Source organism: Chryseobacterium sp. MMS23-Vi53 (assembly GCF_047651245.1).
Taxonomy (GTDB): domain Bacteria; phylum Bacteroidota; class Bacteroidia; order Flavobacteriales; family Weeksellaceae; genus Chryseobacterium.
In genome coordinates, this window is the sequence record NZ_CP180265.1 from 19,473 (window position 1) to 41,424 (window position 21,952).

The following is a 21,952-nucleotide window of genomic DNA, read 5'->3' on the forward strand; positions in this document are numbered from 1 at the left end:
ATTTTAATAATAATTACAATGCAACAAGGCACAGTAAAATTTTTCAACGAAGCAAAAGGCTTCGGATTTATTTCTCCTGCAGATGGGAGTAAGGATATATTTGTACATTCTTCAGGGTTGGTTTCAGGATCAATCCGTGAAAATGATAAAGTGAATTTTAATATTCAACAAGGTGACAGAGGCTTAAATGCTGTCAATGTGAAATTAGCATAAGGTGAAACGACTTCTTGCTTACAAAAGTTAAAGCATTTTTATCTCACTTCTTTAGTGGACTAGACTGTTTTTAACATATGTTTGAATGAAATCTGGATGTAATTTACATCGGTTTTTCATGTTCATCCGACCTCTTGCATCTTGCGAGGGGTTTTTATCGATGTACAGCGATAGCATTCTGAATCTATCATTTTTTTAAGATTAAACAATGATTACTATTAACAACTTTAATGAATATAAATTGCTGGAGGGTACTCTGGTTGGGACGTCATCATGGCATTGTATTGATCAGAACCAGATCAACCGTTTTGCAGATGCCACTTTGGATCATCAGTGGATTCATACCGATGAGAAAAAAGCAGCAGAAGAAAGTCCTTATCATTCTACAATTGCTCACGGCTATTTAACACTCTCGCTAATTCCTTATCTCTGGAAACAGATTGCTGAGGTAAGAAACATCAGTATGGAAATCAACTATGGAATAGAAAATTTTAGATTTGGTCAGCCTGTTAAAGTTAATGATGAAGTAAGTCTTGAGGCAACTATTAAAACAGTAAATAACCTTAAAGGAACCGTAAAAGTAGTGGTAGGGGCTAAACTAATTATTAAAAACCAAGTAAAGCCTGCTTATACAGGAGATGTAGTTTTTCTATATCATTTTTTGTAATAATTATGAAATACAAATATTTTACTAACTTACAGATTATAAAAACTACGATTTATAACCAAATCAAATTCTATTATTATGAAAAATTTAAAAACTCTGTCAAGAAAACAATTAAAAGCAATTGAAGGAGCGGCATCAACTTCAAAATGTCCTCTTGGGAAATATTATTGTCCTGATGCAGAAGTATGCATCCCGATTAATGCAGAATGCTATATTATCGTACCAGATATACCGGCAGAAGGAGAAGTTTCTCATTAATGAATAAAAAAGTTCTTCCTAAGGAAGAACTTTTATGTATTTTTTTCTTAATCAGTTACTTTTAAATGCTGAACTTTTTCGTCCACAATATCAAAATGAAATTTTAATACAAGCGGACTGCCTGGGAAAGTTCCTGAAACTTCTGCTTCTAAAATGCTTTCCGTTCCATTCTCTTTATAATTTACGGGTTTCATAACAGATTTGTAACGTTCGTTGGAATCTGCGATCCAGTTTTCTATTTCTTTTCTTCCAGTATGCGTTTTGCCTTCGTCGAAGACTACGGCTGATTCAGAAAAACAATTTGCATAGGCCGCACTGTTAAAAGTGTTTTGTGCTTCAATTAAATCTGTGATAACTTTTGGTAAATTCATTTTTTTATTTTTTTAATTATTATACTGTTGGTACGGTACCACCGTCGATTACAAATTCGGTACCTGTGAGATAACCAGCTCTTGGAGAAACCAGAAAACCAACCAATTCAGCTACTTCTTTCGGTTCGGCAGGTCTTCCGAAAGGTATTCCACCCAATGCATCCATTACACTTTGTTGTGCCTCTTCTACAGTAGTGTTGGCATTTCTTGCAATTTCGCCCAGCCATGCTTCAGATGCTGTTGTGTTGATCCAGCCTGGCGAAACGGTCAGTACACGAATACCTTTTGGGGTAACCTCGTTAGATAGACTTTTGCTGTAATTTCTCAATCCCGCTTTTGCAGCTGCATACGGCAAAGTAGAATCGTATAGCGGTAATTTGCCCTGAATTGAAGCGATATGAATAATAACACCACTTTTTCGATCGATCATTTGAGGCAAAAATCCTCTGTCCAATCGAACAGGAGCCAGTAAATTAGCTTGCATTGTCGATTCCCAGTCTTCATCGCTTAATGCATTAAAACCACCGGCAGGTGTTGATGAAGAACCAAGATTATTCACCAGAATATCCAGTCTTCCATAAGTAGACAGCACTTCATTGATTACTTTTTGAGTTCCTTCTGCTGTACTTAAATCAGCTGAAATAAAATGCAGGTTGCTGTTTTCTTTTTCAGGTGCATTTCTAGCCGAAATGATAACGGTTGCGCCAGCTTGCAGCAACCTTTCTGCAATTGCTTTTCCTGCTCCTTTTGTACCTCCTGTTACCAAGGAAATCTTGCCGGATAACTCATTGTTGAAATTAAATTGTTCCATTTTTAAGAATTATTTATAGGACAAAATTGGGGTATAAAAACAGTTCATACAAGTACGGAATTACGATTCATATAGGGATAAATTATTCCCCTATTGTACAAATCGGAACATACCTTTAATTTTGTAATATGTATGAGAGAAAAATAATACCGAACTTAAATTGTGGTCTCGATCTGATCGGCGAAGTACTTTACGGCAAATGGAAAATACGTTTGCTGTGGTTTATTAATCAGGGACATAAAAGACCAAGTGAATTGCAGCGCAAGATACCGGATGCTTCTCGAAGGGTTTTAAATATCCAGCTGAAGGAACTGGAAGAACATGAACTTGTTTCTAAAACTATTTATCCTGTTGTTCCGCCAAAAGTAGAATATAATCTTACTATGTTTGGTGAGAGTCTGATTCCTGTAATCGGTGCTTTGGGCCAATGGGGAGATCAAAATGAGGATCGATTAAGAATGTTAATTCTAAAAAGACTTCAGGGATCTTTGAATGTAGAGGAAAATTAAGCGAATAATGTAATTTAATGTGAAATTGGATTTGAGAATAATTCAATCAATAACCTATTTAATTTTTTGAATTCTATATATTTGGCAAAATTTCGATTAAAATAGAGGCATCAAAAAATAAACTGAAAGAATATGATCAACGACTATAAAAAGTACGAATTATTTGGAAAACCAATGATGCAGAGAATTGATCTCACAGCACCCTTTAAATTTGATTTTCCGGTTGCTGAACAGGCTTGTTTTCTGTATGTTCTAAAAGGCGAATTTCAATATCAGGTAGATGATGAAAAGATCAATATTCCTACAGATTATGCGTTGTTTCTGAATTGTATCACGTCCGGAAAGCAGATTCATAATGCCAAACCGGAAGATAATTGCCAGATTGTAATTGTTACTTTTTATCCGGATATTTTAAGGAAAATTTACGACAGAGAACTGCCATCGCTTCTGCAAAAACCAAATAACGTCATTTCAAATAAATCCAACGAAAAAATAAACAACGATTTCCTCATCAAAAAATATGTCGAAGGTTTGCTTTTCTATTTTGAAAATCCATCGCTCGTGAATGAAGATATTCTGATTCTTAAATTAAAAGAAATTGTGTTATTGCTGGCTCAGTCTCAGAATGCGGATTCCATTCAACTGATTTTATCACAACTTTTTTCTCCGACAACGTATTCTTTTAAACAGATTATTGAAGCCAATTTGTTCTCACAGCTTACGATTGAGCAATTAGCAGAACAAAATAATTTGAGTGTATCTTCTTTCAAAAGAGAATTTGCGAAGCTGTACAACGACACTCCGGCAAGTTATATTAAGAATAAAAAACTTGAAAAAGCAGCGGAATTGCTGATAATTTCCGATGAAAGAATTACCGATATCGCATTCGATTGCGGTTTCAATGATCTTGCCACTTTCACCAAGAGCTTTAGCGACAAGTTTCATATAACTCCGACCAATTATCGACAGGAGCGACGAGGCAAATAATTGTTTAAACTAATTTTAAATTTAATAACATTTAATTTATACAATAAAACAGAGCATTTCTAAGTACAATTAGAAATGTTTTTTTTTGAACCAAAATCTCAAATATCTGAACCAAATTACAAAACCATTTTCGTGTATCTATCGCAACTTTGTATCATTCCTTTCAGGAGAAGGAATCTCTGTTTAACAGAGCTTTAAATTGAATACAAATATTAAAATAAAACAAAAATGGGTTTATCAAGTTTAGGAATTTTTCATACCATTATTGGTATTTCCGCAATTGTAGGAGCGATCATCGGATTTGTAAGATATGGTAAAATCGATCTTAGCAAAATTTCAGGAAAGGTATATTTTTATGCAACTTTAGTAACTTCACTTACAGCATTGGGAATTTCAAAACATGGCGGTTTTAACGCCGGACACGTGTTCTCAATATTTATTATTGTTTTGATTGCGATTGCATATTATCTCTTTTCAAATAAAAAGGGAAATAGAAAAGCAAGATATTTTGAGAATTTCTTGTTGTCATTCAGTTTTTTACTCTCACTTGTACCGACTGTTAATGAAACTTTTACAAGAGTTCCCATCGGACATCCTTTAGCAAAAGATATTAAGGATCCGATCATTGGTCAGACACTTCTTATTCTTTTTCTTCTTTTTATTGCGGGCTCTGTTTTTCAGTTTATTAAGCAAAAGAGAATTAACAAGGAATTGGCTTCAGTTTATTTAGAAGAATAATGATAAATGATTTAATAAAAATACAACAAACAAATTAAAAAAAAATAAATATGAAACGTACAGCAAATGCACAGTGGAAGGGCAGTGTAAAAGAAGGTAAAGGAGAATTAACCACTCAAAGCGGAATCCTTAATCAGACAAATTATAGTTTCAAAACACGATTTACAGGCGAGGAAAAAGGAACGAATCCAGAAGAGTTATTGGCTGCAGCACATGCAGGATGTTTTACAATGGCGGTGAGTTTTGCTTTATCAGAAAAAGGGATCGAACCTGCCATATTGAATACGGAAGCAACTTTATCGATGGAAGGTTTTGAAATCAGCGGAATGCATTTATCCATTACAGGATCTGTTCCGGGAATCAGCGAAAATGAGTTTGAAGAAATTACAAAAGCAGCTGAACAAAACTGTTTAGTTTCAAAAGCATTGAAAATTAAGATTACTTCTGAAGCTCATTTAATTTAAAACTATGAGATTAAAAAACGGAACGTCGTTTTATGGCTGACAATCTTATTTATGGGATCAGGCATCACAGAAATATTGACTAAAAAGTCCGGTTTTTACAATGTAGAAGTATAGTGATGCCGATTAATTGGAAGGGGTAAAATTGCAATGTTGTAATGCAATATATTTATAAAACAAGTCTTGAAATTATCTATACCCCTTTCAATTAATTTAGTTTATTAATTTCATAAGAAATTTAAAAACAATTTTGCGCTCCATTTTTCTGATAAATTTAATTTTCAGCAAGATATTTGTGAACGAATGAGATCGCCATTGATCCTTCACCAACAGCAGATGCGACACGATTCATAGCACCTGAACGCACATCTCCCGCAGCAAAAATTCCGGGCATACTTGTCTCTAGTAAAAATGGATCTCTCGTAAGTTTCCAATGTTGTGTGAACTCGGGATATGCAGTGAGATCCCTGCCGGTTTCAATAAAACCTTTCTGATCTCTTAATACACAAGTACCCAACCAGTCTGTAAAAGGTTTTGCTCCTATGAAAATATATAAAGCTGCAGCTTGTTCTGTTGATATTTTGCCACTTGGAAGATGTTCAATAATGAGATTCTCCAAATAAGTGGCCCCTTTTGCTTCCCGCACTTCGGTATCGGTAAGAACCTCAACATTAGATAAATTTTCAATTTGCTGAATGAGATAAGAGGACATGGTATAAGCAAGACTGTCTTTACGCACAATAATGTAAACCTTATCTGCGAATTTTGAAAGATATACCGCAGATTGCCCGGCAGAATTTCCACCCCCTACGATGTAAACGCTTTTGTCTTTACAGGCAGAAGCTTCGGTAATAGCAGCACCATAATAGATTCCTGCGCCGGTAAAATCTTCAATGCCTTTTGTTTCCAGCTTTCTGTAATCTACACCTGTGGTGATGATGATGGAACGGCAGTTGATTTCCTGTCCGTCACCTAATGTCAGGATTTTGTAATTGTCTACCTGTTTGATATTAACAACCTCTTTTGGAGATAAAAATTCCGCACCCAGACGACGAGCCTGACTTATAGCGCGTCGCGTTAAATCCGCACCGGTAAGACCAGATGGGAAACCAAGATAATTTTCGATGCGGGAACTTGTTCCGGCTTGTCCGCCGGGAGCTTTTCTTTCAATGACTAATGTTTTTAATCCTTCGGATGCACCATAAACAGCGGCTGCAAGTCCTGCAGGACCGGCTCCGATAATTACGACGTCGTATACTTCAGTTGTGATTTCGGGATTTGTACCTGTCGTTTCAGCTAAAGTGCTTACTTGTGGCTGTTTTAAAATTGAACCATCTTCAAGAATAACAACAGGTAGATGTTCTGTGGTCAATTTATTGATTTCAAGTAATCGTTGGGCTTCGGGATTTTTATCTATATCCAGCCAAAGATAAGGGATAAGATTGCTCGCAAGATAATCTTTTATGTTATGAGAAAAAGGAGAGTATTGATAACCGATCACTCGTAATCCTTTAAAATTCGGTTTATAATTGCTTTGCCAGTCAGAAAGCAAGTCATCAATTACAGGATAAAGCTTTTCTTCCGCAGGATCCCAGGGTTTCATCAAATAATAATCAAGCTGAACTTTATTGATTGCATTGATCGCAGCGTCTGTATCGGAATAAGCCGTAAGTAAAACCCTTTTAGCTTCAGGATAAATTTTTAGAATTTTTTCTAAGAACTCTACGCCTTCCATTTCCGGCATACGTTGGTCGCATACAAACATTGCTATGACGCGTGATTCATTTTTAAGTTCGATAATGCGCTCAAGTGCTTCATTTGCTGAGGTTGTGCTAATGATTTTATATTGCGTGTTATATTTTGCTTTAAGATCTCTCGCAATGGCATTTAACACTTGCTGATCGTCATCTATTGCAAAAATGATAGGTTTTTCCATGGGTGATTATTTTAATTTTTATCAGCGTCGATGCTATTGCTGATAGGAATACATATAATAAAAGTTGTACTGCCCGGAACAGATTCTACCTTAACAGAACCGTTGTGCTTCAGAATAATTCTCTGAACGGTTTCAAGTCCCATTCCTGTACCTTTTCCAATTTCTTTTGTTGTAAAAAAGGGATCGAATATGTTGGATTTTATATTTTCTGGAATTCCCGGACCATCGTCGTTTATGCTTATTTTTACAAATTCGCCGTCTCTTTCTGTAGTAATGGTAATTTTTCCTTTTTTATTGATTTCCATGCTGTCTAGAGCATTGTCGATCAAATTTGTCCATACCTGATTCAACTGTCCTGTATAAGCCATTACCAAAGGCAATGTCTGATCATATCGTTCATCCAGTTCTACATTACCTTTGCGCAATTTATACCCCAAAATACTGAGTGTATTTCGTATACTGTCATGAATATTCGATGCCATTTTTTCAGATCCGCGATCCATATGGGTGTAGATTTTTATGGATTTGATAAGTTCTGCAATTCTGCGGGAGGAAGTTTCTATGTCTTGTATCAATTTCTCTGTTCCTAAAATATTCATAAACCAATTAAATACAAAAGATTGAGCATTTTTCGGTATTAATGTATCAAATACTTTAAGATTTTCCATGCTGAAATTAAAATCAACAAAAATTTCAGATAGATCTTCTCCATTTTCGATATTTCGTTCATCCAGCCAATCGGCGATGATTTCTTCTTTTTTTGATCTTTCTTTAAGATTTAAAATCGGTTTTTCGGTGGATAATATTTTAGATAATTCTTTAATTATTTCATCGATCTGAGACGCTTCCAGATGTAGAGATACCATTTCTTTTAGAACCGTCGGCGCAAAACGCTGATGCTCGCGAAGAGATAAGGAATCGCTTACTAATGCTGCGGTTGGATTATTTATTTCATGCGCGAGACCGGCTGCCATTTTTCCTAATGCTGCCATTTTATCGTTCTGCTGCTGAAATGCCGTAAAATCTCTTACTCTGTTATTCATGAGATGCACTAAAGCTTGTGTAAGCTCAAAATGATCATGAATCATTTCTCGAATTTTATCGGTATTAAAGGTCATTATTTTAACATCTCCTACAGCTTTGCTGTTAACACCTGCATTTTTGCTTCTGGAATAGGGAAGATAACCATAAATCCGTCCTTTGGATAACATCCCGATTTCGCGGTTTTCTTTTCCTTGTTTAATAAAGAGATAAACCTTTCCTTCGAGAATAAAATGAGGTCCTTCAATTTTACCCTGCTCTTCTGTGATGAACTCTCCATCAGTGTAGTTTGAAATTGTACTATTTTCTTCCAGCCATTGCAATTGTTCTTCCGGTACAGAAACCAACGCTTCGAATTCCTGTAAATTTTTTGTGTTGCTTTCCATAACTGTATTTTAATATTTTAAACTTGAAGAGATTTGCACCGATTAGTTAGTCTGATTTTATAGTTAAAATTTTACATTTAAATATACCAAAATATTCTTTTTAAGACTTTGAAATTGTATAAAATACTTTCCGAATTTTAGTGTAAACTGGAATTTGGTTGATTTTTTACAAAGTAATGATAATCTATCTGTTTTTAATATTAAACTTTTTTTTGCGTAATCGAAATACTGCAACTACAGAACAGAGAGGCCAAAAAACTTTCACAGGAATTTAAAAAAAATGAATTTTGAATATTGAAATTACAAGCGGTGTCATTCAATTTCAAAAATACAAAGATACTGCAACTACTGAATAGGGAGGTCTAAAAAATTTTATAAGAACTTAAAAAAAATGAAATTTGAGATCTTGAGAATACAATAGTTATCGAATTAAATAATACAGAATCTCAAACCAGATTATCTGCTTAAAAAATAAGATAAGCTTTCCCTAAATATCAATTTTATTAAAAACTAATTTTCATGAGCATTACATCATTAAATAAAATTTTCAGTTGGTTTGAAACTGGCGATGTTCCGACAGAAGAACAGTTCAGAGCAACATTTTTATCTTTTCATCATAAGGAAGACCTAATTCCTAGAGAAAGCATTGACGGGTTGGAAGACATTTTTCAATCGTTCATCAGTACAGAAAGATTTCAGGGGCATTTATCGGACACAGGTGCTCATTCACAAAATTTGGCTTTACTGAATGCAAGTAATCTTTCTGCCACTCATATTAGTAGCTGGAAAAGTAAACTTGGGATCAGTAATTCTGCTACGATTGACGATGGTGATCAACTGGGTAATGTGTACAATAAAATACAGGTAGAAGGTTTTATTGATGAATTGAAGAATGCAGATAACGATTTGGCATTAAAGATAGATGGTATTAAGGAGATGCTGTTATCAGATGATTTGTCTTTAGATGAGCTTCAGGAAATCGTAGACTACATCAAAGAAAACAAGGAACAGATAGAGCTGCTTCAGGAGGCTGTTATGAATAATTCGGATGATAAAATCAAAATTGTTGGAAGCTATTTAAACTGGGGGGCAATTTCTTATCAAAATCAATTCAATGATTTGGTTTATAACAAAATTAAAAATATTGAAGATGACGCCAATATTGAAAAAATTAAGTATGAAGAAAGAATCAGAGGAGATTCTACGATACAACATAATCTTGATACATTAAGCTTTGTGATTGATGCTTATGACACCGTTACAATGTTTACAATACCGCTAAAGGTGAGGAGAATAGACACGAATAATATCGAAGTACTGTTTGATTCTATACCACCAAATATAATTCAGTTAACAATTAAAAAAATATAATTATGGACATTAAATACGCTTATTATCGAAGTTCTGTAGGATACAAAATAGAAGGAAAAACAGACAATGATATTTTAACTGCTGGAGGAGGCACAAGATCAATCAACACTTTTTGGCATGATGGAAATCTAAATCCTTTAGACTATGTGCCAAAAACACGAACTTTAACAATTAACGGTACGTCTTATGATTTGTCGGCAAACAGGTCTTTTACAACGCCGGACACGATTACCCGTCTAAAAGGAGGTGCATCCGGATCTCTGGTTTCTGGAGATGTTACTCTTGCTGCAGGAGCTAATATGACGATCAGCCAAACCGGTAATACCATCACATTAGCCTCTACAGATACAACGTACAGTGCAGGTAGTGGTTTAACATTAACAGGAACTACGTTTTCTTTACCGGTTACTACTTCTGGTTCGGGGAATGTGGTTACGGGAATTAGCCAGAATGCTAATGGAATTACAGTGACTCTGGGTTCTATGCCTACTTCATCTGATTTGGCTAATTATATTCCGTTATCGCAAAAAGGATCAGCAAATGGAGTTGCTACACTTGATGCTGCAGGACAGGTTCCGGCATCTCAATTACCATCTTACGTGGATGATGTTTTGGAAGGATATTATAAAACTGCTGACGGAAAATTCTACAAAGAAGCAACATATACTAATCTTATTACCGGAGAGGCAGGTAAAATTTATGTATCTCTCGATACCAACAAAACTTATCGATGGACAGGTACAACATTTGTTTATATCACATCTGGTGCTGTAGATTCTGTAAATGGATTAACTGGTGTTGTGGTTTTAAATAAATCTCATGTAGGCTTAAGCAATGTTGATAATACGGCAGATGCAGCGAAAAACGTTCTTTCTGCTACAAAGTGGGCTACAGCACGAACAATTTCACTTTCAGGAGTTACTGCAACGGCACAAACAATTGATGGTTCAGGAAACGTAACAATCCCTATTACTGCAGTTCCGGCGACTTTACTTACAGGAACAGCAGCAATCAATACAACAGGATCGGCTGCAAAATTAACAACGCCAAGAACAATTTCAGCTTCAGGCGACGCTACGTGGACAACAACTTTTGACGGATCAGCCAATGTTTCTGGAGCATTAACGCTTGCTGCAACAGGAGTAACCGCAGGAACTTATGATGAAGTTACAGTTGATTCCAAAGGTAGAGTTATTGCGGGTAGTAATACTATAAAATCATACACTACCTCTATTTCCGGAACAGCAGGTATAGTGCACAACTTAGGCACTAGAAATGTAGATGTTGCAATGTATGATACTGTAACGTTTTACAAAATTGAAGGCAGGATAAAATTAACCGACCCTAATAAATTAGAAATTGAATTTGATTCTGCTTTACCTAATACTGTATCAGTAACAGTAACCCGTAAAGATATTTAACATGGACATAAAATATGCATTTTATAATACCTCTAAAGGCTATAGAGTAGTGGGCGGCACAGCTGCCCACTTTCTAAAAGCAGACGGTTCTTTGGATGGTACAGAGTATGTTGATAAATATACAGAACAAGATATATCCGGTAGAAAATCTTTTTCAGGAGCGACGGGTAATTCTTATAATTTAACAGCAATCGAAACCAAAGGTGGAGGGGCATCAGATACAATATTCCCCTCAATCTCATTTCATCAGCCAGGTCTTTATGCTGCCACATTACAGTACAGATCAAACGGCTATTACTTCATGAATATAAATGGTAATGCTTTTGATTATGTTAGGTCAGCTGGATACTATAAAGATGGTTCAAATAACGGAATGTTTCTTACGGGAGGCGGTGGAGATTATGATAGCAGAAGGAAAGAAGACTCTTATATTCATTCTTCAAGAGATTTTGCACATGGAACTTTTATTGAAACAGATGTAGATTATTCAGTTACCTATGGAGACCAGTTCCTTTTGGAAATGAAAGGAAATATGTATAGTAATGGAAATTATTTGCCATTGGATTTTAAGCTTCAGGGGTATATTTACAATGATACCATTATTTCTGAAGGCGGATATTCTACACTGTTTTATTTCAATTATATTATTGCTTTAAATTTTAATGGAAAATTAGCTTTCTGGTTTCCGAGATTAGGCTATTGGCAAGGATTTGATGTTAAACTAACTGCCGGATATGGAGGTATAGATCAAGGTAGAAATAGAGTTACTTCTGTATCGGATCATCTGGATCCGGGAGGGACAAAAAGAGTTCAAATAAATCTTAAACATTTACTTACTAAAGAAGAACTTATTTCTGAAAATACATTTTGGGAGAAAGAAGATATCTCAGGAGCTTACTGGGGGTTGGATTCCGATAGAGAAGTTGCTATTTTAAACGGAAATGGTGCACAAAAATTATTATCAGGCGGTTTATTAGCCTCAGATTCTTATTCGGATAAACAATATATTCCTTCAAATGGTGTTTTTTCAAGAGGTTTAGTTCAAACAACTGAAGGTTTTCAAAATAAATGGTATAAGCCCAATCAAAGAAATAGAATTTGGTCATTTGGAGATTCAGATCTTTACGGGTTATCGTATTTTCAGGGTAGTGGACACGTTTTGGGTGAAGGTATTAATTTTCATTTTGGTGATGCAAGTTCTACAGGATATAAGTTTTTTGTACAAAACAGTGGTAGAATATTTTCAGAAGCAGATGGTAACTCCGGAGATTGGAAACACAAAACTTACAATATCAATAATTATCTGGGGGCAGATTATGTAGGAGGAGGGCAGGAAAAGCCTAATTCGGCATATTTCGGAGCAGGTAAATTAAAACTACAGATGTTGGAAGCTACTCAAATGGGTACTTCTAATTATGGTTGGTCAGATGTTTTATGGATGTCCTCATACACGGGAAGTGATGTTAAAAAATCTACGGCTATTGTTTCATCCAAATATAATGACAGAATAGGTTTCGTTAAACAAGATTACGATGCTTCCAATTGGGGAACTTTTCAGGAATTTTGGACGACAGCTAATTTAAATCCGGCAACTCAGACAGATCTTGATAATTATTATCATGTAAATAAAGGAGTAATCTCCAATCAATCCGAATTGGTTCCCAATGGATTACAATGTATTTCAGTAGGAAACTCTGGTTCTAATTTTGATGGTGATTTGTCCAATAAAATACTTGAAGGAACTTTTGCAAGTTTTAACGGGTCTTCTAAGGTATCAAAAAGTTTAGGTTTTACTTTATTTGCACCAACTTCTACAGGGCAAGGCATTTATTATAAAACTTGGTATGGAGGCAACCAGACCACTTGGAAGAAGCTTATTGAACATTCCGATTTATCAGGTTATGTAAAATCTTATGAGAATGCACAGGCAATTGGTTTTTCATCAGGTTTATCAACTGCAGCTCCTTATATATCTCACTCAACAGATGGCTACGTATTCTTGGCTACTCAATCTTGGGTTAATAATATTGTAGATAGTTATGCCTTAAGAGACGGGTCAAATGCAAAAGATACATGGATAAATTCTTCATTGGGCTTAGATCCAAATCCAGATTACTATGGAAATTCTTATAATTCTAGTGGTGCCTCATCATTATTAGATGCTACTTATGGTAATATGATGGGTTATATAAATACAGCCGGAAATGGCGGCCCAGATTCCCAATGGTATCACAGGATTAAAATGCTTCATGCAAATTCAGCCGGTTATAATGGGGAGATTGCTGTTCAGATGACAGGAGACAGTTCTCTTCAATATAGAAGAATGGAGGATGGCAAAGATTCAGGCTGGATAAGAGTTTGGGATAAATCGAATTTTGACCCGGGATCGAAAGTAAATGCTTGGGATGGTGTTCGCTCTCTAGGATTTTCAGGAGGTAATATTAATGATACTCCATATATTTATACTACAAGTGGTGAATATAGATATTTGGCTACTCAATCCTGGGTATTAGCCAATGTTGCAAATCAAAATCAAGCGCTGTCAATTCAGCCAGAAAATGAGGGTGGGCAATGGATAAATCTTACCAATTCATCCGGAGTTTTAGCTACAAACTATTTTGTTACTTCCAGAGACGGATCAAGAAATCCGAGTACCGTTGTTTTACCAAATGGGAATTCGCGTAGAGTCAGATTTGATTTTATTCAGGCAGGATTCGTTGGAGGTTCAGGGAATTATGCAGGGGTAATGACCTATGCTCCCTGGGATGGTACTTCAGCATCAACAGGAGATTCTTCATATCAGTTAGCTTTTGCTAATCAGACAGGAACGAATGGAGCAGGAATTCCGATGCTTAAAATAAGAAAAGGTATTGATGATAAATGGTCTAGCTCATGGTATAAATTATGGAGTGATGCAGATTTTTCACAAGGACATATCAATAACTGGAATTATATGGCCCAAAATGCCATTCAGAAAAATGTTCAGTTTGCCTATAATGGGCTAGCATTAACTGAAGATTATTTTGATTCCGAAACTGGTTTAATGGATTTTACTAATGAAAATGGAGTAGCCATTAAACGAGGAAACTATTACAAATACGGAGGACATTATGGTAAATTTGAAGGATTAAATTACGATATCTATGGACAGCGATTTGGGGTAGGAAAAGAAGCCAATGATATAGATAAAATAAATGTAGAAGGATCTGTAAAAGCTACCGGAAATTTTAAATCGAAGAAGGAAGAACCCAACGCTTTATTCATTGCAGACGGAAGTTTAGGATTTTTAGATGATGAGATTATAAATGAAAGCAATAGAATAAGATTATCTCATAGAATGATTGAGCAGTCTGGTAATCAGTTTTATTCGTCTGACAATAGAATGCTGGTAATCAGATGCAAAGATCAGGGGGAAGTTTTTACATTAGCAGAATGTTTCAAAGGGCAAAGAATATTGGTAATGAATGTTAATGATAGCGCAGGAGTAATATTTGAGATAAAAAATGTAGGTTATTCCTATAAAATACCTCCAAATAGCTCCATCCAATTATTTGTCTGGGAAGATATGTCGGTTTATAAATATGCAGAAAATAAGATGTAGTAAATCGCAAAATTCATATAAATGAATTATTTAAAAACTTTTTTAGAATGTAAAAGGCTGTAATATATATTGCAGCCTTTTTTTATGATAGTAACTGTTTAATTTACGCGTTTTCATGATCTGACATTTAAAAAATAAATCTGAATTTTATTATTAAGAAATATTTTATAACTTCCTGTAAACAATTTTCAGGCTAGACTTATTTGGCGGCAAGATTGTTGTATTTAATTTAATAACCACACAAACTTTATAATATGAATTCACCGTTAGACACAATATGTCAGACTAAACATTACTTTAATGATAGTTTCAGATCTGATATTTTGGAAGGCTTACAAAGTAATCCTAAAAAATTATCTTCAAAATATTTTTACGATAAAACAGGCGATCGACTTTTTCAGCAGATCATGGCAATGCCCGAATATTATCTTACCAATTGTGAGCTTGATATTTTTAAGAATAAAACAGAAGCCATCATCAAAACAATTACCTACTCAAACGAACCGTTCGATCTCATAGAATTAGGTGCAGGAGATGCAATGAAATCAACTTATCTCTTGAAAAGCCTTGTCGACAAAGGCGTCGATTTTACTTATATGCCCATCGATATTTCTGGCAATATTCTATCTGTATTAAATGAAAAATTAAGTAAAGAAATTCCTACGTTGGATATTCTATCTTTAGAAGGTGAATATTTCAATATGCTGGATAAAGCGACTTATCTTTCAAAAAGAAGAAAAATTGTTCTTTTTCTGGGCGGGAATATTGGTAATATGGAAGTTGATGAAGCATATCATTTTTGTCATGAAGTCAAAAGAAAACTCAATCCGGGGGATCTTTTTTTTATCGGTTTCGATTTAAAGAAAAACCCAAGTACCATCCTTGCTGCTTACAACGATGCTTTGGGAATTACGGCAGAATTTAATCTTAATCTTCTTCATAGAATCAACAGAGAATTGGACGCCGATTTTAATGTTAAAAATTTTCAGCATTATCAAACGTATGATCCTATTTCAGGGGCTTGTCGAAGCTATTTGGTGAGTCTTACAAAGCAAAATGTAAATATTGGTCACGACATTATAAAATTCGAAGAAAATGAATTAATTGATATGGAAATTTCTCAAAAGTTTTCAGAAAGCGATATTAAAAGAATGGCAAAAGAATCTGGTTTTCATATTCTTAATGAAATAAAAGATTCCAAAAACTGGTTTGTAGATTCTATTTGGCAAATTGTTTAATTTAAAATTTTTAAAATGAAATCAAATTCAACAATTATAAAAGAATATCCTGTTACAAACTGGACAAAAAGATATTTGGAAATTCGTAATCATTCTGTCGAAATCTGCAAACCGCTTGAAATTGAGGATTATGTTGTTCAGCCAATTGTGGATGTAAGTCCTCCAAAATGGCATCTCGGTCATACAACCTGGTTTTTCGAAACCTTTATTTTGGAACCGAATTTTCCTGGTTATCAGGTTTTTGACGCTCAATACAATTTTGTTTTTAACAGCTACTACGAAACCATTGGAGCAAGGGTAATCCGCACAGACAGAGGAAATTTAAGCCGCCCCTCAGTTTCAGATATTTATAAATACAGAGAATATGTTGATAAACAGATGGAAATTTTTCTTGAGAGCGAGTTTATGACAGAAAAAATTGAAGCATTATTGGAATTAGGATTGAATCATGAGCAACAACATCAGGAATTATTAATGACTGATATTAAATATATTTTAGGACACAATCCACTTTTTCCGGCTTATAAAAATGAAACTGATTTAATTAAAATTCGTCAGGAAAATTCTGAAATGATACAATTTTCAGAAGGAATTTATGAAATTGGCTTTAATGGAAATGGTTTTTGTTTTGATAATGAATTAAACCGACATAAAGTATATTTAAATGATTTTGAAATTTCCAATCAATTGGTTACCAATAAAGAATATTTAGAATTCATGAATGATGGAGGTTACGAAGATTTCAGACACTGGCACGCTGAAGGCTGGGATTGGGTAAAACAAAATCAGGCAAAATCTCCTTTGTATTGGCATTTTATAGATGGAAAATGGATGAATTATACTCTAAACGGTCTACAGGAAATTAATTTAAACGAATCTGTTTGTCACATCAATTTTTTTGAAGCCTCTGCCTTTGCCTCGTGGAAAGTAATGAGATTACCCACTGAAGCGGAATGGGAAGTTGCATCCGATTATTTTAATTGGGGAAGTCGTTGGGAATGGACAAATTCTTCGTATCTTCCTTATCCGGGATTCAAAAAAGAAGCCGGAGCAGTGGGAGAGTATAATGGAAAATTTATGGTGAACCAAATGGTTTTGCGAGGAGCTTCGGAAGCAACATCAATCGGTCACAGCAGAAAAACATACCGTAATTTTTTCCAAACCCACTTAAAATGGCAGTTTACAGGAATAAGACTTGCGAAATAATTTTTGCCAATGATAAAAGTAGAATCAGTTTCTAAAAAATTTAACGGGAAACCGGCAGTTGACCATATTTCTTTTCAGGCAAATGACAAAGAAATATTGGTGCTTTTAGGAATCAGTGGTTGCGGAAAAACAACAACACTGAAAATGATAAACCGCCTAATAGAAGCAGATTCCGGAAATATTTTTATTAATGGTGAAAATATTCGTTCTCAAAATGTAGAAAAGCTTCGCATGGGAATTGGCTTTGTTATGCAGAATGCGGGATTATTTCCGCATTACAATATTCGGGAAAATATTGCTGTCGTTCCTGAACTTTTGAAATGGGATAAGAAAAAAATTCAAACAAGAACCGAAGAACTTTTATTTAAATTACATTTACCGGAAGAGATTCTTTCAAGATTTCCTCACGAATTAAGTGGAGGACAACAGCAACGAGTAGGAATTGCCAGGGCTTTGATCGCTAATACACCGATTTTATTGATGGACGAACCTTTCGGAGCACTCGATAATATTACAAAAGCTGATATTCACGCTGAATTTAAATCGCTGGAAGAGCTTAAAAATAAAACCATTATTCTGGTCACTCACGATGTTCAGGAAGCTTTCGAATTGGGACATAGAATTTGCTTAATGGATAAAGGAAAAATCGTTCAGATAGGATCTCCAAAAGAAATGTTATATCATCCTGAAAATGATTTTGTAAGAAACTTTTTCGCCGAAAATCGACTCTTGCTTGAATATAAAGTCACCACTTTAAAAGACATCAATTTTTTTATTGAAAATAAAGAAGTTTTTGAAAAATATCAGCTAAAAGAAAATACCAATGTCTGGAAAGCTTTACAAAAGCTAAGTTTTGAGCAAAAAAATACAGTTCATTATGAAAATCTGATGAAAACTTTTAATCAATACCGAAAACTACAAATGGTATGACGCAGCAAAGTCTTTGGCAGTTCATGATGGAACAACACGAAAAATTATTAACCCAAATTGTACAACATCTTGGACTTACCTTTTTATCATTATTGTTGGCGATTCTTGTAGGTGTTCCTTTAGGATTGCTAATCGCAAGAAAAAGAGAACTTTCTACTTCTGTACTTGGTTTTGCGGGAATTTTACAGACCATTCCGAGCATTGCACTTCTCGGATTCATGATTCCTGCTTTTGGAATTGGTGCAACTCCAGCGATTGTTGCTTTGCTTATTTATGCGCTTTTACCGATTATCAGAAATACTTATACAGGAATTACCGAAGTAAATCCAACCGTAATTGAAGCTGCAAAAGCAATGGGAATGAACAAAAAACAGATGCTTTTCAAAGTGGAACTTCCTTTGGCAATGCCCGTTATCATTGCGGGAATCAGAACGGCGGCGGTTATTAATGTAGGAGTTGCAACATTGGCTTCATTTGTTGCAGCGGGAGGTTTGGGCGAATTTATCTTTGGCGGAATTTCTCTTAATAATACCAATATGATCTTGGCGGGAGCAATTCCGGCTGCGTTATTGGCTATTGTATTGGATCAAATTATTGCTATAATTCAAAAATCTGGAGTTAAATTATTTCACAAATTAAAATATATTCTTCCTGTAATTCTTATTTTGGCTGGAATTTTTTATGTGTTTAAATTTTCTTCAGATACAAAAATTAAAGCAGGCTTTACTCCCGAATTTATGGGAAGACAAGATGGCGATTTGGGACTTCGATCGGTTTACGGAATAAATGCAAATCCTGTGGTTGTAAGCGATGCAGTGATGTATAAAGCGGCTTATGAAAAGGAACTCGATCTGATTAGCGGCTATTCAACAGACGGAAGAATTAAAGCGTTTGATTTATTGGTTTTAAATGATGACAAAAAAATATTTCCGCCATATTTTGCAGCTCCAATCATCAAAACTAAAACATTACAAAATTTTCCGGAATTAGAAAAAACTTTAAATTTATTAGCAGGAAAATTCAATGATTCTATTATGACAGATTTAAATTATAAATCAGATTATCTGAATCAGACTCCAGAAAAGATAGCAAAAGATTTTTTAGTTAAAAATAATTTATATAAAAATCCAAGAAAGGGAAATTCCGGAACGATACGAATTGGCTCCAAAATATTTGGTGAACAATACATTCTCACCGAAATGTACAAAATGTTGATTGAAGGCTACACCAATTACAAAGTTCAGACAAAAACAGGTCTTGGCGGTACTAAAATCTGTTTTGATGCGTTAATGAATGACGGTATCGATTTCTATCCAGAATATACAGGAACAGGACTTTTAGTTTTACTAAAGCCAAGTGAAAAAACAGTGAAAAGTGTGACCAAAAATGCCGATGAAACTTACAGCTATGTTAATTCAGAATTTCAAAAACAATACGGAATCCAATGGTTGAAACCTCTTGGATTCAATAATTCTTACGCATTAATGATGCGTAAAGAGCAAGCGAAGAAACTTAACATATATTCGATTTCAGACCTGAAAAATTATCTGAAATCGAATTAAATTATTTTAAATAATTCAAGCATTCACTTGCTTATTTACATCATTTGTGAAAAATATCTTAACTAAGCTGATAATTTGCAATCACCAGACTCAAAATAAAATGCACATAATCCTGCTCAACATCTTTTCTGTTGATCAATTTGTTTTTATACTCGTAAGAATCCAGTCTTTTTGAAAGATTTTGATAGGTTTCAAAATCATCACCTTTTATTTTTATTCTTACATTCCCATCTCTTCTGTTTACCAGGACATCGTCGAGAGTTCTTACTTTAAACAAAACTTCACACAGCTTCGGCTGGAATTTCATAGAACCAAGATATCTTTCAACTATATTTACCTTGAACGAATCGAATAAGATTGTGTGAAAAACAATGTTAGAGTTAGGCTCCTGAGTATTGAGCTCAAGTTTATAGTTCATAGATTTAAATTAAATTTCGGTAAAGATAAGTTTAATTGTTAAAAAAATAAGCGTATTTTAATTCTTTTTATGGTGATAAAAATACCACGTTTATGTTAATTAATTCATTTGTTGATATTAATATGTCGAAAAATTTAATTTTTATTAATAAATAATCGAAATAGATAAATATAAAATTAAATACAGGGTATTGAGTTTAAGAAAACCGAAATTTGCAAATAATTAAAAAAAAATTAGAAGGAGCATAAAATATCACAAAAACTATCGGCTTAAAAATGAGCGACAAAGGAAAATCATAACACAATTTTTTGTCCATTTATTTTTATACTAACTAGCATTTGCGTAATTTTATCCTCCGTAAAATAGAATTCATAAAAATATCTATAATATCATTACAATGGAAAGATATAATTACGGGGTGATCGGTCTCGGTGTAATGGGGAGAAATCTTCTTTATAATATTGCCGACAATGGTTTTTCTGTCGCAGGATTTGATCTTGATGAGGAAAAAGTAAAAGAACTTCACGAAGGCGCAACTTCAGAAATGAATTTGAAAGGAATTGGTTCTTTGGAAGATTTTGTTTCCGCATTGGAAAGTCCGAGGAAGATTATTTTGATGGTTCCGGCCGGAAAACCTGTAGATGCAGTGTTGGAAAACATCACGCCACTTCTTAGCAGTGGAGACATTGTAATAGACGCAGGAAATTCATACTTTAAAGATACCGACAGACGTGTTGCCGATCTGGCTTCAAAAAATCTACATTTTATGGGAATGGGAGTTTCCGGAGGTGAGAAAGGAGCGAGAAGAGGTCCAAGCATTATGCCTGGCGGAGATTTGGAAGCTTTCCATCTTCTTCAGCCGATGTTGGAAGCGATTTCTGCAAAAGTTGACGGCGAAGCTTGTACAGCCTACATGGGAAAAGGTTCTGCTGGAAACTATGTGAAAATGGTTCACAATGGTATCGAATACGCGATTATGCAATTGATTACCGAAGCTTATGATTTGTTGAGAAAAGGTGCAAACCTTAACAACGATCAGCTTTATGAAGTTTTCAAAGAGTGGAATAATGGCGAAATGAATTCTTTCTTAATTGAAATTACAAGAGATATTTTCCAACAAAAAGATGATCTTACAGACGGTTATCTTGTTGATAAAATCTTAGATAAAGCCGGAGCAAAAGGAACCGGAAAATGGACTTCCGAGCAGGCAATGGAAATCGGTGTCTCTATTCCGACAATTGATATCGCAGTAACTTCAAGAATTTTATCGGCGTATAAAGAGGAGAGAGTAAAAGCTTCTCAATTATATGCTAAAGAAGAAATTTCAAAACCAGAAAATACGGAGTTATTCATTAAAGAAGTTGGTGACGCGCTTTATTTGGCTACATTAATTAGTTATGCTCAGGGTCTGGCATTATTGGTAAAAGCTTCGGAAGAATATCAGTTTGACATTCCATTAAAAGATGTTGTAAAAATCTGGAGAGGAGGTTGTATCATCCGTTCGGTTTTATTAGAAAAATTCTATTTGGCTTATTCTAAAGATGAAAATTTATCTAATATTTTACTGAATCAGGAAATTTCTGAAATCGTAAAAGCTAAAATTTCTTCATTAAGAAAAACAGCTTCTTATGCAGTAACAAACGGAATTTCAAGCTTAGGAATTCAGACAGCTTTAGGATATTTTGATGCTTACACAACAGAATCGTTACCTGTAAATTTACTTCAGGCTCAACGTGATTATTTTGGAGCACATACATATCAAAGAATTGATAGAGAAGGAGTTTTCCACACTTCTTGGAACAGCATAAACAATTAAAATTCGGAGAA

At 34.6% G+C, this 21,952-nt stretch carries 20 protein-coding genes; 15 read left to right on the forward strand and 5 right to left on the reverse strand.

Annotated features, from left to right (window positions below; all coding sequences use genetic code 11):
* The first annotated feature begins 18 nt into the window (after positions 1-18).
* The 3 genes from ACKX2A_RS00090 (at position 19) to ACKX2A_RS00100 (ending at position 1,138) form a co-directional block, all read left to right on the forward strand.
* Complete coding sequence (locus ACKX2A_RS00090) at positions 19-213, forward strand: cold-shock protein (RefSeq protein ID WP_072960946.1); 195 nt, start codon at positions 19-21, stop codon at positions 211-213.
* A 208-nt stretch (positions 214-421) separates the two neighbouring features.
* On the forward strand, positions 422-880 hold the full coding sequence (locus ACKX2A_RS00095) for a MaoC family dehydratase (RefSeq protein WP_415326984.1): 459 nt from the start codon (positions 422-424) through the stop codon (positions 878-880).
* A 78-nt stretch (positions 881-958) separates the two neighbouring features.
* On the forward strand, positions 959-1,138 hold the full coding sequence (locus ACKX2A_RS00100; protein ID WP_415326985.1) for a bacteriocin-like protein: 180 nt from the start codon (positions 959-961) through the stop codon (positions 1,136-1,138).
* Positions 1,139-1,185: 47 nt separating this feature from the next.
* Here the strand turns inward: ACKX2A_RS00100 and ACKX2A_RS00105 are convergent, their stop codons facing one another.
* Together ACKX2A_RS00105 and ACKX2A_RS00110 are read right to left on the reverse strand one after the other, a co-directional pair.
* Entirely contained in the window at positions 1,186-1,509 is a 324-nt protein-coding gene (locus ACKX2A_RS00105; protein ID WP_415326986.1) for a nuclear transport factor 2 family protein, read from the reverse strand.
* Positions 1,510-1,528: 19 nt separating this feature from the next.
* Entirely contained in the window at positions 1,529-2,320 is a 792-nt protein-coding gene (locus ACKX2A_RS00110) for an SDR family oxidoreductase (protein ID WP_415326987.1), read from the reverse strand.
* A gap of 128 nt (positions 2,321-2,448) precedes the next feature.
* Between ACKX2A_RS00110 and ACKX2A_RS00115 the strand changes: the two genes are divergently transcribed.
* The 4 genes from ACKX2A_RS00115 (at position 2,449) to ACKX2A_RS00130 (ending at position 5,018) form a co-directional block, all read left to right on the forward strand.
* Positions 2,449-2,829 carry a winged helix-turn-helix transcriptional regulator gene (locus ACKX2A_RS00115; RefSeq protein ID WP_415326988.1) on the forward strand — a complete coding sequence of 127 codons (381 nt, stop codon included), beginning with the start codon at positions 2,449-2,451 and terminating at the stop codon, positions 2,827-2,829.
* A gap of 132 nt (positions 2,830-2,961) precedes the next feature.
* Entirely contained in the window at positions 2,962-3,816 is an 855-nt protein-coding gene (locus ACKX2A_RS00120) for a helix-turn-helix domain-containing protein (protein WP_415326989.1), read from the forward strand.
* 228 nt (positions 3,817-4,044) lie between these two features.
* Positions 4,045-4,554, forward strand: coding sequence for a hypothetical protein (locus ACKX2A_RS00125; RefSeq protein ID WP_415326990.1), 510 nt, complete (start codon positions 4,045-4,047; stop codon positions 4,552-4,554).
* Positions 4,555-4,604: 50 nt separating this feature from the next.
* Entirely contained in the window at positions 4,605-5,018 is a 414-nt protein-coding gene (locus ACKX2A_RS00130; protein WP_415326991.1) for an OsmC family peroxiredoxin, read from the forward strand.
* 271 nt (positions 5,019-5,289) lie between these two features.
* Here ACKX2A_RS00130 and ACKX2A_RS00135 read toward each other — a convergent pair whose 3' ends face one another.
* Both ACKX2A_RS00135 and ACKX2A_RS00140 read right to left on the reverse strand, forming a co-directional pair.
* A complete protein-coding gene (locus ACKX2A_RS00135; protein WP_415326992.1) occupies positions 5,290-6,951 on the reverse strand; it encodes an FAD-dependent oxidoreductase in 1,662 nt (553 codons plus the stop codon).
* A gap of 11 nt (positions 6,952-6,962) precedes the next feature.
* Positions 6,963-8,378, reverse strand: a complete 1,416-nt coding sequence (locus ACKX2A_RS00140; RefSeq protein WP_415326993.1) for an ATP-binding protein — start codon at positions 8,376-8,378, stop codon at positions 6,963-6,965.
* 519 nt (positions 8,379-8,897) lie between these two features.
* Between ACKX2A_RS00140 and ACKX2A_RS00145 the strand changes: the two genes are divergently transcribed.
* From ACKX2A_RS00145 to ACKX2A_RS00175, 7 genes are all read left to right on the forward strand, one after another.
* Positions 8,898-9,749 (forward strand): hypothetical protein, encoded by an 852-nt coding sequence (locus tag ACKX2A_RS00145; protein ID WP_415326994.1) that lies wholly within the window; start codon positions 8,898-8,900, stop codon positions 9,747-9,749.
* A 2-nt stretch (positions 9,750-9,751) separates the two neighbouring features.
* A complete protein-coding gene (locus ACKX2A_RS00150) occupies positions 9,752-11,170 on the forward strand; it encodes a hypothetical protein (protein ID WP_415326995.1) in 1,419 nt (472 codons plus the stop codon).
* A gap of 1 nt (position 11,171) precedes the next feature.
* A complete protein-coding gene (locus ACKX2A_RS00155) occupies positions 11,172-14,771 on the forward strand; it encodes a hypothetical protein (RefSeq protein ID WP_415326996.1) in 3,600 nt (1,199 codons plus the stop codon).
* A 254-nt stretch (positions 14,772-15,025) separates the two neighbouring features.
* Positions 15,026-16,009: an L-histidine N(alpha)-methyltransferase gene (locus tag ACKX2A_RS00160; RefSeq protein WP_415326997.1), complete on the forward strand. Its 984-nt coding sequence runs from the start codon at positions 15,026-15,028 to the stop codon at positions 16,007-16,009.
* 15 nt (positions 16,010-16,024) lie between these two features.
* Positions 16,025-17,215: an ergothioneine biosynthesis protein EgtB gene (gene egtB, locus ACKX2A_RS00165; protein WP_415326998.1), complete on the forward strand. Its 1,191-nt coding sequence runs from the start codon at positions 16,025-16,027 to the stop codon at positions 17,213-17,215.
* Positions 17,216-17,224: 9 nt separating this feature from the next.
* Entirely contained in the window at positions 17,225-18,145 is a 921-nt protein-coding gene (locus ACKX2A_RS00170) for an ABC transporter ATP-binding protein (RefSeq protein ID WP_415326999.1), read from the forward strand.
* Complete coding sequence (locus ACKX2A_RS00175) at positions 18,142-19,707, forward strand: ABC transporter permease/substrate-binding protein (protein ID WP_415327000.1); 1,566 nt, start codon at positions 18,142-18,144, stop codon at positions 19,705-19,707. Before ACKX2A_RS00170 ends, ACKX2A_RS00175 begins: the two co-directional genes overlap by 4 nt.
* Positions 19,708-19,765: 58 nt before the next feature.
* On the opposite strand, the gene ACKX2A_RS00180 is transcribed toward ACKX2A_RS00175, so the two are convergent.
* The gene (locus ACKX2A_RS00180; RefSeq protein WP_415327001.1) at positions 19,766-20,125 is read right to left on the reverse strand and encodes a prevent-host-death protein; all 360 of its coding nucleotides are present in this window, start codon (positions 20,123-20,125) and stop codon (positions 19,766-19,768) included.
* Positions 20,126-20,522: 397 nt separating this feature from the next.
* Here ACKX2A_RS00180 and gndA point away from each other — a divergent pair, with 397 nt between their 5' ends.
* Positions 20,523-21,941 carry an NADP-dependent phosphogluconate dehydrogenase gene (gene gndA, locus ACKX2A_RS00185; RefSeq protein ID WP_415327002.1) on the forward strand — a complete coding sequence of 473 codons (1,419 nt, stop codon included), beginning with the start codon at positions 20,523-20,525 and terminating at the stop codon, positions 21,939-21,941.
* Positions 21,942-21,952: the final 11 nt, after the last annotated feature.

What these genes read in the sequence shown, in the direction of transcription:
- ACKX2A_RS00090 (WP_072960946.1), top strand. Translation starts at nt 19, where the DNA reads ATGCAACAAGGCACAGTAAAATTTTTCAACGAAGCAAAAGGCTTCGGA.
- ACKX2A_RS00095 (WP_415326984.1), top strand. Translation starts at nt 422, where the DNA reads ATGATTACTATTAACAACTTTAATGAATATAAATTGCTGGAGGGTACT.
- ACKX2A_RS00100 (WP_415326985.1), top strand. Translation starts at nt 959, where the DNA reads ATGAAAAATTTAAAAACTCTGTCAAGAAAACAATTAAAAGCAATTGAA.
- ACKX2A_RS00105 (WP_415326986.1), bottom strand. Translation starts at nt 1,509, where the DNA reads ATGAATTTACCAAAAGTTATCACAGATTTAATTGAAGCACAAAACACT.
- ACKX2A_RS00110 (WP_415326987.1), bottom strand. Translation starts at nt 2,320, where the DNA reads ATGGAACAATTTAATTTCAACAATGAGTTATCCGGCAAGATTTCCTTG.
- ACKX2A_RS00115 (WP_415326988.1), top strand. Translation starts at nt 2,449, where the DNA reads ATGTATGAGAGAAAAATAATACCGAACTTAAATTGTGGTCTCGATCTG.
- ACKX2A_RS00120 (WP_415326989.1), top strand. Translation starts at nt 2,962, where the DNA reads ATGATCAACGACTATAAAAAGTACGAATTATTTGGAAAACCAATGATG.
- ACKX2A_RS00125 (WP_415326990.1), top strand. Translation starts at nt 4,045, where the DNA reads ATGGGTTTATCAAGTTTAGGAATTTTTCATACCATTATTGGTATTTCC.
- ACKX2A_RS00130 (WP_415326991.1), top strand. Translation starts at nt 4,605, where the DNA reads ATGAAACGTACAGCAAATGCACAGTGGAAGGGCAGTGTAAAAGAAGGT.
- ACKX2A_RS00135 (WP_415326992.1), bottom strand. Translation starts at nt 6,951, where the DNA reads ATGGAAAAACCTATCATTTTTGCAATAGATGACGATCAGCAAGTGTTA.
- ACKX2A_RS00140 (WP_415326993.1), bottom strand. Translation starts at nt 8,378, where the DNA reads ATGGAAAGCAACACAAAAAATTTACAGGAATTCGAAGCGTTGGTTTCT.
- ACKX2A_RS00145 (WP_415326994.1), top strand. Translation starts at nt 8,898, where the DNA reads ATGAGCATTACATCATTAAATAAAATTTTCAGTTGGTTTGAAACTGGC.
- ACKX2A_RS00150 (WP_415326995.1), top strand. Translation starts at nt 9,752, where the DNA reads ATGGACATTAAATACGCTTATTATCGAAGTTCTGTAGGATACAAAATA.
- ACKX2A_RS00155 (WP_415326996.1), top strand. Translation starts at nt 11,172, where the DNA reads ATGGACATAAAATATGCATTTTATAATACCTCTAAAGGCTATAGAGTA.
- ACKX2A_RS00160 (WP_415326997.1), top strand. Translation starts at nt 15,026, where the DNA reads ATGAATTCACCGTTAGACACAATATGTCAGACTAAACATTACTTTAAT.
- egtB (WP_415326998.1), top strand. Translation starts at nt 16,025, where the DNA reads ATGAAATCAAATTCAACAATTATAAAAGAATATCCTGTTACAAACTGG.
- ACKX2A_RS00170 (WP_415326999.1), top strand. Translation starts at nt 17,225, where the DNA reads ATGATAAAAGTAGAATCAGTTTCTAAAAAATTTAACGGGAAACCGGCA.
- ACKX2A_RS00175 (WP_415327000.1), top strand. Translation starts at nt 18,142, where the DNA reads ATGACGCAGCAAAGTCTTTGGCAGTTCATGATGGAACAACACGAAAAA.
- ACKX2A_RS00180 (WP_415327001.1), bottom strand. Translation starts at nt 20,125, where the DNA reads ATGAACTATAAACTTGAGCTCAATACTCAGGAGCCTAACTCTAACATT.
- gndA (WP_415327002.1), top strand. Translation starts at nt 20,523, where the DNA reads ATGGAAAGATATAATTACGGGGTGATCGGTCTCGGTGTAATGGGGAGA.